This window comes from candidate division WOR-3 bacterium, from assembly GCA_029858255.1.
Classification (GTDB): Bacteria; Hydrothermota; Tepidihabitantia; order SM23-42; family SM23-42; genus SM23-42.
Map to the genome: position 1 here is coordinate 1 of JAOUFJ010000018.1, position 12,416 is coordinate 12,416.

15 protein-coding genes and 2 tRNA genes are annotated in these 12,416 nt (G+C 47.5%); 10 read left to right on the forward strand and 7 right to left on the reverse strand.

Features of this window, described 5'->3' with window-relative positions; all coding sequences use genetic code 11:
- Positions 1-175 precede the first annotated feature (175 nt).
- Positions 176-757 carry a hypothetical protein gene (locus OEV79_08285; protein MDH4211433.1) on the forward strand — a complete coding sequence of 194 codons (582 nt, stop codon included), beginning with the start codon at positions 176-178 and terminating at the stop codon, positions 755-757.
- 326 nt (positions 758-1,083) lie between these two features.
- Here OEV79_08285 and OEV79_08290 read toward each other — a convergent pair.
- The 5 genes from OEV79_08290 to OEV79_08310 form a co-directional block, all read right to left on the reverse strand.
- Positions 1,084-1,168, reverse strand: a tRNA-Ser gene (locus OEV79_08290).
- A 158-nt stretch (positions 1,169-1,326) separates the two neighbouring features.
- On the reverse strand, positions 1,327-1,815 hold the full coding sequence (gene tadA / locus OEV79_08295) for a tRNA adenosine(34) deaminase TadA (GenBank protein ID MDH4211434.1): 489 nt from the start codon (positions 1,813-1,815) through the stop codon (positions 1,327-1,329).
- Between the two features lie 325 nt (positions 1,816-2,140).
- Positions 2,141-2,214 (reverse strand) — tRNA-Arg (locus OEV79_08300).
- 263 nt (positions 2,215-2,477) lie between these two features.
- The gene (locus tag OEV79_08305) at positions 2,478-3,695 is read right to left on the reverse strand and encodes an MFS transporter (protein ID MDH4211435.1); all 1,218 of its coding nucleotides are present in this window, start codon (positions 3,693-3,695) and stop codon (positions 2,478-2,480) included.
- Positions 3,696-3,741: 46 nt separating this feature from the next.
- Positions 3,742-4,401 carry a hypothetical protein gene (locus tag OEV79_08310; GenBank protein ID MDH4211436.1) on the reverse strand — a complete coding sequence of 220 codons (660 nt, stop codon included), beginning with the start codon at positions 4,399-4,401 and terminating at the stop codon, positions 3,742-3,744.
- A 307-nt stretch (positions 4,402-4,708) separates the two neighbouring features.
- Between OEV79_08310 and OEV79_08315 the strand changes: the two genes are divergently transcribed.
- From OEV79_08315 to OEV79_08345, 7 genes are read left to right on the forward strand one after another with little or no spacing between them, the layout of a single operon-like run.
- Positions 4,709-5,218 (forward strand): hypothetical protein, encoded by a 510-nt coding sequence (locus OEV79_08315; protein MDH4211437.1) that lies wholly within the window; start codon positions 4,709-4,711, stop codon positions 5,216-5,218.
- On the forward strand, positions 5,218-5,913 hold the full coding sequence (locus tag OEV79_08320) for a biotin--[acetyl-CoA-carboxylase] ligase (protein ID MDH4211438.1): 696 nt from the start codon (positions 5,218-5,220) through the stop codon (positions 5,911-5,913). The genes OEV79_08315 and OEV79_08320 overlap by 1 nt, the downstream gene beginning before the upstream one ends.
- Positions 5,907-6,641 (forward strand): type III pantothenate kinase, encoded by a 735-nt coding sequence (locus tag OEV79_08325; GenBank protein ID MDH4211439.1) that lies wholly within the window; start codon positions 5,907-5,909, stop codon positions 6,639-6,641. The genes OEV79_08320 and OEV79_08325 overlap by 7 nt, the downstream gene beginning before the upstream one ends.
- Positions 6,634-7,065: a tRNA (adenosine(37)-N6)-threonylcarbamoyltransferase complex ATPase subunit type 1 TsaE gene (gene tsaE / locus OEV79_08330; protein ID MDH4211440.1), complete on the forward strand. Its 432-nt coding sequence runs from the start codon at positions 6,634-6,636 to the stop codon at positions 7,063-7,065. The genes OEV79_08325 and tsaE overlap by 8 nt, the downstream gene beginning before the upstream one ends.
- Complete coding sequence (gene tsaB / locus OEV79_08335) at positions 7,040-7,723, forward strand: tRNA (adenosine(37)-N6)-threonylcarbamoyltransferase complex dimerization subunit type 1 TsaB (protein ID MDH4211441.1); 684 nt, start codon at positions 7,040-7,042, stop codon at positions 7,721-7,723. The genes tsaE and tsaB overlap by 26 nt, the downstream gene beginning before the upstream one ends.
- Positions 7,686-8,132, forward strand: a complete 447-nt coding sequence (rimI, locus tag OEV79_08340; GenBank protein ID MDH4211442.1) for a ribosomal protein S18-alanine N-acetyltransferase — start codon at positions 7,686-7,688, stop codon at positions 8,130-8,132. The genes tsaB and rimI overlap by 38 nt, the downstream gene beginning before the upstream one ends.
- On the forward strand, positions 8,129-8,650 hold the full coding sequence (locus tag OEV79_08345) for a hypothetical protein (protein ID MDH4211443.1): 522 nt from the start codon (positions 8,129-8,131) through the stop codon (positions 8,648-8,650). Before rimI ends, OEV79_08345 begins: the two co-directional genes overlap by 4 nt.
- Positions 8,651-8,949: 299 nt before the next feature.
- Here the strand turns inward: OEV79_08345 and OEV79_08350 are convergent, their stop codons facing one another.
- Both OEV79_08350 and OEV79_08355 read right to left on the reverse strand, forming a co-directional pair.
- On the reverse strand, positions 8,950-9,258 hold the full coding sequence (locus tag OEV79_08350) for an HNH endonuclease (GenBank protein MDH4211444.1): 309 nt from the start codon (positions 9,256-9,258) through the stop codon (positions 8,950-8,952).
- Positions 9,259-9,433: 175 nt separating this feature from the next.
- Positions 9,434-9,940, reverse strand: coding sequence for a PaaI family thioesterase (locus OEV79_08355; GenBank protein ID MDH4211445.1), 507 nt, complete (start codon positions 9,938-9,940; stop codon positions 9,434-9,436).
- Positions 9,941-10,070: 130 nt separating this feature from the next.
- Between OEV79_08355 and OEV79_08360 the strand changes: the two genes are divergently transcribed.
- Positions 10,071-10,766, forward strand: a complete 696-nt coding sequence (locus OEV79_08360) for an epoxyqueuosine reductase (protein ID MDH4211446.1) — start codon at positions 10,071-10,073, stop codon at positions 10,764-10,766.
- Positions 10,767-10,956: 190 nt separating this feature from the next.
- Positions 10,957-12,369 (forward strand): aldehyde dehydrogenase family protein, encoded by a 1,413-nt coding sequence (locus tag OEV79_08365; protein ID MDH4211447.1) that lies wholly within the window; start codon positions 10,957-10,959, stop codon positions 12,367-12,369.
- The last annotated feature ends 47 nt before the right edge of the window (positions 12,370-12,416 follow it).

Consider the following 12,416-nt stretch of genomic DNA (forward strand, 5'->3'; position numbering starts at 1 on the left):
CAATAGGTCTGTAAGGTTAGAATACGACGGAAAAACGGCGGGTATGACCCGCCGTTTTTTTTGCCCTAAAAAACAAAATTGCTGGGCGAGATTGGTGTTGACATCTGAACGGCTTATTGTATATTTACAGGTAGCTGATCTGCCATAGCCATGAGTATATTGTAAGGAGGTAGATATGTGTAGAAACTGTGTTTGTATGATGTTGTTGATACTACTCGTTTTGGGCCTCACCATGAAAGGATTCGGGTTCGATGGCAAGAGAGGAGGGTTCATCATAGGGGGAGGCGTAGGTGCTGGCATCACATCCTACACTGGGACGGTCGAATATCTCGGTATGCAGATAACCTCTGATCGTGAGACAAAATTCTCTGGAGTGACGAACTTTCTGATTGGCGGTGGTGTAAGTAAAAACCTATTGCTCTACTATACAAACAAGGTTTCCTGGTTCTCAACTGATGAGGTGATAACCATTTTCGGGCTCAGTGGATTAGGCATAACCTACTATTTCGATCCAAAGGCTCCCAGTCCATTGCTAAAAGGTGGGTTAGGATTCTCGTCCTTTATGGCTCCGTTTGAAGACTATGAGGATTACTGGGGTTTTGGCTTCTCCCTCGGCGCTGGTTACGAATTCAGTCCACATTGGAGTGTCGAAGCAGATATTATTATGGGTTGGCCATCCTATGACAACCCATTTGGTGCATCACTTACTTTGAATACTTTTGCTGTACAGATTGGTATCCATGGAGTAGCGTACTAGATGTACGCCCGCTGTGGCAGATTGGCTACACCTAGCTCAAAATACCTGATCTAACCTCTCGAGTAAGGCTGTTAATATTCTTGGCAGCCGCATCGAGAACCAACAATGTAGCGGCACATCTGGTTTTAATAACAGGGTTCGTTCTTCAGAAACCTGAGCACCGCGTAACTTTAAGACTATCCTTATAATCTATCCCGCACCTTTCGGGCCATAACAAGGCTTTGATAGACACCGTTCTATTTGTGCTTATTTAATGTGTGGCTACATGCCTATCGCTGTAATCATATTTTATATCGGTGTAATCTATTGCCGCTGTAAGCGGCAAACGGAGAGAGAGGGATTTGAACCCCCGACCCCTTGCGGGATACGCGATTTCGAGTCGCGCGCCTTCGTCCACTCGGCCATCTCTCCTGACAGATCGTCTGATGTTTTACGGTTACGATGCCCGTTGAACTAACCGAAAAACGCAACATTATTGTTCGAGTAAGTCTGCAAATCCTTCTATTGCAGACGCATCGAGAACTAATAATTTACCGGCGTTCCGTGCTGCCGGTCTGTCATTCCCGGGTTTAGCCGGGGAATCCAGAAGACTTCTGATTGCCTTTTTCTTTCTTCCGTTTTTTTTCAAAGAAACTCTTCATCAAAGAGGCGGCTTGTGAACCAAGCACTCCTTGAGTTATTTCGACACGGTGGTTTAGTTTCGGTTCATTCACAATGTTGAAAACAGAACCGCACCCGCCGAATTTCTCATCCCGGACGCCGAATATTATACGCTTCACGCGTGCCAATACAAGTGCGCCGGCACACATTATGCAGGGTTCCACGGTTGTGAACATTTCGACGTCATTGAGGCGCCATGAACTCAGCGCATTTGCCGCAGCGGTAATTGCGAGGATCTCGGCATGGGCGGTTGGGTCTTTGAGACCCTCGGTTTGATTATGCCCGCGGCCGATTATTTGATTCTTGTAGACCGCGACCGCGCCGATGGGCACTTCATCTCTCTCAAAGGCTTTTTGCGCTTCCCTGAGCGCCTCTTTCATGAAATAATCGTCGTTCATACCTCGCTTCGCTCGTATGAGATTGCTTCGCTTGCGCTCGCAATGACGTGAGACGGTCTGTTATTGCGAACCCCGCGCAAACGGGGCGTGGCAATCTCCACCTTCACGTCTGTCATTGCGCGGAGGGTAGCGACGAAGCAATCTAAATAATGACACCCCGTTCTTCGCTGCGCTCGAACGAGGGTCTTAAATTACGCAATATCATTCTGTCATTGCGAACCCCGCAGAGCGGGGTGTGGCAATCTCAGACAAGAATTGGATCCCTTCGCCGAAGCTCAGGACTCTCAGTTCTGCAGCTACATCAAAGATGTAGGCAGAATTGGAGCGCGCCCGAGGCGAGTTGAACGCCTAACCTGCGGATCCGTAGTCCGCCGCTCTGTCCAATTGAGCTACGGGCGCAACATATTTCTCAACACTTTGCGGCACACTAACCGCTTGAGAATTTCGAATGTGCGGTATCTGTGCAGTCCGTATGAGCATTATATCCTGCAGAATCCAGCTTGTCAACCGCATCCCTCAAGCTCTTGTTTGAAAGGTGACTGTATCGCATTGTCGCCTTGATATCTCTGTGCTCCAGTAGTTCCTGCACAGTCCGAATATCGACTCCGGTCATTATTAATTCAGCCAGCTTCTTGGAAGTACTAATAGTGCAGGACAGTATATCAATCCCGCAACTGAGATTCTTTTAACCTGGTACACAGTATTATGCATACTATGGTCAATCCTGTGAGCATAAGCAAAGAGGCGGTCATGCTGCCGGTCCCGGGCGCTTTCAACATGTCCATGCCAAAAATGAAAACGATGCCAGAAATCTGTCCCATGACAAGGAGTAGATTATTGGATGTACCTTCCGGAGCTGGATAGGTTATTTCTGCACCATACTGGAAACCAATTGGACCAGCGCTTAGTAGAAAGAAACCAAAAACAAAACCCGAGCAGAGCAAAAGCGCGTAACTGGTGAAAAAAGTCATGCCAACAAGTCCCGGCGTCAACCCTATCAATGACACAAGAATAAAGGTTCTTCTCTTACGATACTTATCAGAGAAGAGTGGCATGACTATGGCACCCAAAATGCCGCCTATCAGCATCAGTCCACCTAACATCCCGGCCTGGGAAATTGAGAAGCCTCGTGGCCTCACGATGTTCTCTATCCACGTGGAGACGCTGTTGAATATACCGAGGCCTATGAAGAAAATAATCAGCAATAAGATAAAATCCTTCTGCCTGAGCATTTTCTTGAGGCCATCGAGCATCAATACTCTCTCTTCATGCCCCCGCGGGCACGGCGCGGTTGGAGGCTTTTCCCTTGCAAAGGCTGCAAACGTAATTGCCGCGGCTACTGATACTATACCGTATATGACAAGCATGCCTTGTATGCCGTATTTCATGGCAAGATAGGGAGTCAGGATCATTGCCGCGAGAATGCCGATGTATAGTGCCAGAGTCCCCAATCCTGCGGCAGTGGCCCTTTCGTTGATCGGGAACCATCGGGCAGCAACTTTGGTGATAGAACCAATTATGAAGGGTTGGCCTATGGCAATTCCGATCTGTGACGCGAAAACTACCCAGTAGTATGAGGCGAATATTCCGCGTGTCAAGGCGAAAACCGCGGTCAATAGCGCTCCTATACCTACTGCGACGCGAAATCCATATGTGTCTATTACCCAGGCGGCAGGTAATACAACCAGTATATACACCACCATGAAGCACATAGATAACAGGCCAACTGACAGATCCGACGTATTGAAGAACTGTGCTGCTTTTCCAGTGATAGGAGCAAAGGTTATCCAGAGTAACTGGGTCATACCGGCAATAAACATGAAAACCAAGAGCACAAACCACCGGTAGCTGTATAGTTTCATACTTCTTTCAACCAACATCTCTCACCTCCCAACGTTTTTACACCATACCCAAAACAAATGGTATCTATTCCATGCTCGTTTTGTTCAGCAACCACTGGCATGCATCAAGAAGCTCTTTCTGGTTTGGCGGCATATGTTCTCCCGGGGTGATTACAAGGGTGTCATTCAGATCTGCATATCCGAATTGAATATGCATCGCTCGATTGTCATCCAGATTCCAGTCATTTTCGCGGGAGATTAGATATATGCATTTGCCTGCAAGTCCTTTGCTTTCAGCATAATCTAATGCACCTTTATGGGCGCAGACCGCAACGACACCACGGAAGTTTTGTCTATGTAAGAACAAAGACAACAGCGCTTGCACACCCATTCCTGAAAAACCATATATGAAAACCCGGGATAAATCCACATTGAAGTTGCATACGAGTTTTTCGTACGTCTTCATTATATCCTGATCATTCAAATGGCCTGCCCGATGATTTCTGCTTTCGTGACAGGTTGCCACTATCATCTTCAGGCTATCGGCAACAAAGATGATTGAATCCAAATCCTCGGCAGTTGTTCCCGTGCAACTCAGCACGAGCAGGGCTGGATAGTAATCTGAGGTATTTGAATTAACGGACACGTAAAAACAATCGGAATCAGCATCGCATATAATATGATCACCTGCAGCAAAAGTAATGATGACCACCAGTGAAATGGAAAAATGAATAACTTTCTTCATTGTCCGATTATGTGTATCATAACGAATGACAGTCTGTTGTCAACATTCGGTTACTACCGCACAAGATGCGCGTCTCGCGCGAGAATAGTGCGGTCCGTATTGATCAAACCTATGACTGTGGTTGGAACGATTAAAATTTCATTGAACTCGAAAGAAATTCATTTTACTTGAATGCCCTCCTCGTATGGTGGTGGGGAGTGACAGAAGTTGTCACTCCCCCTTTTGTTTTCACGACCACGTTCTCTGGAATCACACCGGTATCTTGACATAACCCTAATATAGAATAGACTTGTATTAAGGAGGAAAGATGAAAATTTTCTATGCACTATTGGCTATTATTGCCATCGTTGGCTGCGGAAACAATGCGTCTGTTGAATTCGGCATGAACGATGAGGCGCTCTTTGACGGCGTGGCGGGTGACCTCCGCATGAGAGTTACGCAAATTGAGGCTGCCGTTGCTGGTGAATACACGATAGTATGGGAGGGCACCGAGTACGTGCAGGTTGAGCTTCAGACGTCGGATTTCGCGTCCATTACCAACGGCTATGTTGATGTTGAACCGGGAACATATTCCAGAGTCCGTATCACATTGGATTCACTGGTACATGTTCAGCAGACGGCAACGGTATCCGTGGTTGATTCCGCTTTTTCATTCATCGCCGAGGCATTTACACCGATCGTTATTAGCGAAGGCGATGAACTCGAGTTGGTTATAGTGATAAATGCGGAAACCTGGTTTAACGAAAATACAGGGGCGATTATAGAAAACCATTATCCATTTGAGGGTGCTGCGCTCCGAGTTTTCTACGGAAATTAGTGATTGAACAAATCATTAGATTTGGCAAAGTTGTATCTACTCAGGACAAAGCGAAGGAGCTTATTGGAGAAGGACGTCCGGTAGCAGTAACCGCTTTGTCACAGGAAAAAGGCAGGGGCAGGCAAGGGAGAAATTGGTATTCTCCTGAGGGAGGGCTTTACGTTTCGCTGTTGCTCTTCCCGAAGGCTCGGGTGACATCAATTCCTTTGCTTGCTTCACTGACTATCATCAGAACCCTTGAGCATTACGGGCTTTCGAATTTGTCGATCCACTGGCCGAATGATGTTCTGTTGAAGAACCATAAGATTTGCGGTGTTGTTTGCGAACGTTATCAGGATGCGGTTATTTGCGGCGTGGGATTGAACGTCAATATTGAGAAGTTCATACCGCGACTGAGTGGTGCGACAAGTCTGAGAATCGAGACCGGTCAAGCATTCGATATTGATGAAGTCCTTGAGGTTTTTCTCGCTAAGTTCAATGATCTATACGAAGAATTGCAGTTGAAAGGATTGAAGGTAAAAGAGGTACTTAATTACATATCGGGGCTTGGCGAATCGGTCGAGGTCATGACCGCCAAGGGCGTGGTACAAGGTACTGTCTGTGATATTGATGATGACTGGGCTCTACTCTTAAGGGATGAGTCGGGCATCATCAAAAAATATTACTACGGCGATGTCAGACGTCTACAATGGTAGTTGTTTTTGACATCGGCAACACGAATATTCACGTCGGCGTTTACAGGGGCAAAACCCTTGGTCGCCACTTAGTTTTCCCGACTAAGAGCAGACTGCCAAATGCAAAGATCAAGAGAATATTGACTGACAAGAAACTAAGGGGTGCTGCCATTGCTTCGGTCGTGCCCAGTGTAACAAAGCAGATCGTCAATCTATGCACAAAGTATGGCGTGTCAGTTGTAGTTGTTTCTTCAAAGATCGACTGTGGCATCACTTATGCGTATCGCGACCCGTCGACACTGGGTGCAGACCGGATTGCCGCCGTTACTGGCGCTCTGGCTCGCTTCCGGCGTGATGCGATCGTAGTGGATGCAGGGACAGCGATCACAATAGATGTAGTTCTGAGTGGAGGAGAATATCTTGGTGGGGTGATATTGCCTGGCATGCATATGCTCTCAGAAATCATGCACATAAGAACCGCACAGCTGCCTGAGGTTGTTGTTAGGAAACCGAGAAACCTTGCAGGCAGGAGCACTGAGGAATGTATCCAGTCGGGCATTTTCAACGGAACCATGATGATGGTTGGCGGTTTTATCAAAGAACTGAAGAAACAGTATGGCAGTGACTTCTTTTGTGTGTCAACCGGCGGTTCGGGCGCGCTATTAGCCAGGCACATTAAGGATATCCAGAAGTATGATGCCGACCTCGGCATGTACGGCGCTCTGGCAATATATTATCGATATGCCTAGGACTAAGAAAATAAGCAAGTTCTTGAGTGAAACCCCAGACGAAACCCGGAATGTAGCACGGGAACTCGCCCGGTCGCTAAAGCCTGGTGACGTTCTATACCTGTACGGAGAACTTGGCAGCGGTAAGACGGTTTTTGTCAAAGGTTTGTGTGAGTCGTTAGGTGTGAATGATGATGTGACGAGTCCAAGTTTTGTCATTGCCACTGAATATCACGGGAAGTATGTGATAGCGCATGTTGATCTTTACCGGCTGGACGGAAACGCAGTGACCGATCTGCCTATCGAAGAATATATTCTCGAGAAAGGTATTACCGTGATCGAATGGGCAGATCGTATCAGACGAGTGGCACAGGGAATTATCGTGAAAATGAGTATTTTGAACCACCATAAGAGAACGATTGAAATTGAAGATCTTAGGGATTGAAACATCGTCTCCAATATTCTCGTTATGTCTGAATGAGGATGAAGAGACGCTTCGGGAGTTCAGCAAGCGGCGTGAAATAGATGGCTATGGAGATGCAGAAATATTCAAGGCAGCGAAAGACATTCTCGATTCGGTTGGGGGCGAAAACATCGGTGCTATCGCAGTGAGCATCGGTCCCGGTATGTTCACTTCATTGCGTGTCGGCTTGAGCCTGGCAAAGGGTATTGCACTCGTCAACAATACGCCGCTGGCTGCGATCAATACATTGGATATAATCGGTGTACAACCTTCGCTGCCAAACTTGCGGATGACGGCTGTGGTGAATGCTTACCGCGGTGAGGTATATGCAGCATTCTATGACAGTGGTAAGCGAGTTAGTGATTATCTTCTTGTGACCCCCCAAAAACTATTAGAAATGGTCGGGGAACAAGCAATCATTATCGGTCCTGGAGTGGATGCTGTTGCCGGGGCTGGACCGGTCCGTTCTGATATCGAACTCAGAAGGGACGAAAAATACCTGCCCACTGCTAAAGGGGTAGTCTCGCTGGCGCTGCCCCGCATACGGAAAAGCGATTTCGACGATATCCATTTTCTCGAGCCATATTATATTAAGAAGACCGATGCCGAAAGAAATTATGCTAAGGATAATGCGCTTTGACGATCTGGATGGCGTGGTCGAGATCGAAAGGCGCGTGTTTCCAAATCCGTGGCCGCGTTATTTCTTTGAAAAGGACCTGGAGTCAGGAAACGCCGTTGCCCTTGTCGTTGAAGATAGCGGTAAGGTGGTCGGCTACGCGCTCGGTGCATGTATTGATGTCGCACTGCACATATCAAATATCGCAGTAGATACAGATTTTCAACGGCAGGGATTGGGCAGCAAAATGCTTCGCGAGATGGAGAACGTGGCGGTGGAGCGAGGTTGTGGTTATGCTTACCTCGAGGTGAGAACCACCAATGTCGCGGCGATAAATATGTACAAGAGCAAAGGTTATGATATTTTGTATACAAGAAAGAGATATTATTTAGATGGCAACGATGCATATGTAATGCATAAGGAGTTAAAATGAACCTATTTTTGGCAATGATCGTATTCTGCGGTCTTGATGTGTATTTTTTGAAGGATTCTCCCGACCTGCTCGTAAGGATGATCCCTGAGCATGGAGTCGAACAGCTGACCTTGAAATACAGCTTCAGTGGAGATATGTGGGGCTCAATGGTTGTTCAAAAACAGGGACAGTTCTTCGACGCCAAGATCAGAACACCGCTTGATGCCAGAATAGTCGGGCTCTACGTAGTGTACGACGATGGTAAGGTCGATGACAAAGAAGGGCAGTTATACCTCTACGAATTGAGCATATACCCGCGGATGCTCATGCCCTTTTCAGTCGCCGACCTTGAGGTGGTCATCGCGCAAGCAGACAAGAAGATTGCATCGAAGACGCACGTCGACGAGGCTATCACATTGCTCGGTTATGTTGATGGTATACTGAGTGTGCTGCCGGTCGTGCCCGACTCACCCGGCGAGACACGCAAGAACATGCTGCAGGAAGAAGTGAATAGGTTGAAGGTTTTGGTCGGGAGGTAGAAATAAGTTGAACTCCTCGGGCAGGACTCGAACCTGCAACCCTCCGGTTACATTGACCTCCAACTTTCATTGGAGAATGGACTATCTCATTTCCGTTACTGTACAATTACAGTAAGACGGAATCGGGCGCTTCCCAGTCGCATCAAGCGAAAGGTACTTCCTCACGGAATAGTCTCTGCACCTGCTCCACATGATCCTTAGAAATGTGGAGATTGGCTCAGGGTTACCATATCCGAATTTGAAATTGCCGCGTCGTCCCTCGATGCACTCGGGACTCTTCGCAATGACAAAAAAGTGACTTAGGTTTCCCTGAATTCACCCGATTTTTCAACCGCGATTTCTCGCGGAAGCTGCATGAACCCGGCATGAACCTCACGATGACAATTGGCGCAAAGCATAACGCACTTGTCGAGTTCGACCTTCACTCTTTCCCAACTGCGCGTATACCCCTTCTGCGATATTCCGAAGTCTTTATTACCATTGGTTCTGTGGTGAAATTCCAGTGCGTCTGGGCAACGGTCATATCCGCAGATTTCGCAGCGGCCGCCTTTGTAAGAGATTGCTTTTCTTCGCGTATTCTTCCTTTTCCGGCGGACGGCCTCTATCATGTATTTTCTTCTATCCGAATAGCGCCTTATGTCACGCATATGTTCACAATCCTTGTTTTCATTACAGCCGGATGCTCTACCATTGAGCTACCGAGGATTAGTCTAATTATACGAATATTGATGCTTTTGTCAATCCGTTGAACGCAAGGCATGGCGAAACTATCGTGTTTTTCTGCTATATCTCGATACTTTCCGGATCGTTGTCCGAGTGGATGACGCGCCACTCATTCTCTTCCCGGTCAAAATCTGCAATTTCATCGAGCGGCAGTTTCAGGTATTTGCCTTCGGCGGTCGCAGCGATTTCACCATCACTCAATATCAATTCACCGGTCCCTTCGAAGAAGCGGCTGCCTTCTTTTGTTATCCGGCCGATGACGGTGATCTCACCATCGAGCGGCATCGGTTTCTTGAAACGGGTCTTTATCTCGATCGTGACACCCCACACTTCCTCGTCGTGATGCATTAGGATGGCCCGGCCGATCGTCTCGTCGAGGATCGCCGCGGCAATACCGCCGTGCAGACGGTTTGGATAACTCTGGTGTTCTTCACATGGCTTGAATACTGCGATCAATTCCTTCGTCTCAGTTTCATAGAAGAATGTTTTGAGTCCCAACGGGTTCTTCATACCACATACCAGACACATTTTTGAATTCGGTTGTTTACCGGTTATTTTATATTTCATGTCATCCTCTCTGTCTATTATAATACAATGAAATGAGGGCACGTCAAGTTTTCGGTTGCGTCGGTGCATTACTGTAGCTGATGATTATTGATTTTTTCGAACCTGGTATTATAATATCGCGTTGGATGCTATGAAAATACGTGAGACAGTGAACAAATATCTGCGTAAGGGGCATGACCATGTTATTGGTTATGCCGACTTGAGGAATCTTTTAACCGGGAAATATACACAATACGGCTATGGCATTGTTTTTGGACGCAGATTGGATGATTCGGTAATCGATTCGATCGAAACAGGCCCGAATGTAGATTATTACAATTTATATCAAGCAGTGAATGTTGAACTCGCCGAAATTGCCAGGAGTGTAGCGGCGGAACTCTGTGACAACGGTGTCGAGGCCGTAAGTATTGCGCCGACCTTGACGGCTTCAGACCGGAACGAACACTTCGACCGGACCTTGAGTTTGGATTTTTCGCACAAAATGGTGGCTACCCGAGCGGGCCTGGGCTGGATCGGCAAGAGCGGTTTGCTTATTACTTATGATTACGGCCCCAGGGTGAGGTTGGTCAGTGTGCTCCTCGATTATCCGGTCGATTGCTGCCGCGAGCCAGTATTGAAGAGCGAATGTCAAGATTGTGATCTTTGCGTGCAAAATTGCCCGGCAAATGCTCTTTCTGGCAAAGAATGGGATATAACGACAAGAAGGGAAGAGTTCTTCGATGCCTTCGCATGCCGGGAAAAGTGCCGTGAATTAGGTGATTATATTGGGAAGGGTATTCGTCTCTGCGGGATTTGTGTTTCAGTTTGCCCTGTTGGCAAGCGCTGATTTCCTGGGGTTCGTGAGTTTGTGTTTTTGAGTAGACTTAAACCTTTAAAGCCGTCTGGCCGCAAACTTGACAAGGAGATACAACTCAATTATACTATCACGTTGCAGGTCAATCAGAACAATACAGATTCTATTTTGGGATGTTAGAGAGATATAGATATCCATAAAAAAACAAGCAAGGAGGATTCATATGAAGATGTTAATCGGTGGAGAATGGGTCGATAAAGACAAGAAAATTCCAGTTTACAGGCCGTACGATGGTAAGGTCATCGACCATGTACCCGCCGGGACAAAGGAAGATGTACGAAAGGCCATTGAGTCAGCAGTAGAAGGATTCCAGGTAAGCAAGAAGATGCCGGTACACAAGAGGATGGAGATATTGTGGGGAGTCGTTGATTACCTCAGGGAGAACTTCGATGATTTTGCGAAGACCATCGCGTCGGAAGGCAGCAAAACAATACGCGAGGCACGCAAAGAAACGGCCCGCTGCATAAACACTATAAGCATATCGGCCGAGGAGGCCCGCCGAACCCTTGGCGAGACAATACCTTTTGACAGTTTCCCGGGTGGGGAGAACCGCGTAGGATATTACTACAGGTTTCCCATCGGTGTGATCGTTGCGATCACCCCTTTTAACGACCCGCTGAATCTGGTTGCCCATAAACTTGGTCCATCCATAGCAGCAGGAAATTCCGTGGTCCTGAAGCCGGCAACCGACACTCCATTGTCTGCATTGAAACTGGGCGAAGCGTTTGTTGCGGCGGGTTTACCACCAAAGGTACTAAATATTGTGACCGGACGCGGGTCAGAGATCGGTGACGTGCTTGTTTCACACCCGGCAGTGCGCATGATCACCCTGACCGGCGGTGTTGATGCAGGATCGGAAATTCTCAAGATCTCCGGCTTAAAGAAAATTTCGATGGAGCTCGGTTCGAATTGTCCGGTGATCGTTTGCGAAGATGCGGATATGTCCAAGGCGGTTGACCTTTCTGTTTCCGGGGCATTCTGGGCGGTTGGCCAGAATTGTATCGGCGTTCAGAGAATGTTCATTCATGAGAAGATCTTTAATGATTATGTCAGCAAGTTCGTTGAGATGACGAAGAAGATGAAGGTCGGTGATCAGCTGGATGAATCTACGGACATGGGAGCGATGATCAACGAGCGTGAAGCGAAACGCGTCGAGGAGTGGGTGAACGATGCCGTGAAACAGGGCGGTAAGATCCTGACCGGCGGTAAGAGAAATGGTAATTTCTATGATCCCACTGTCATGGTCGACGTGCCGGAAAACGCCAAGCTTGCTGTTGAGGAAGTCTTCGGCCCGGTCGTTCTGATGTATAAATACAATGATTTGGATGATGCGATAAAACGTGCGAATAGCGTGAATTACGGTCTGCATGCGGCAGTCTTCACGCAGGATATTAACAAGGCGTTCAAGGCTGTATACGAGTTGGACTTTGGCAGCGTGATCGTGAATGATTCAACCGATTATCGCCTCGATCAGATGCCCTTCGGCGGAGTCAAGAACAGTGGACTAGGTCGCGAAGGGATCAAATTCTCATTGCTTGAGCAAACCGAACCGAAGGTCGTCTGTTTCAATCTGTAGCGGGACAACTGTATTAGGAAATACCGGCGGTAGCCATTTGCCAACGA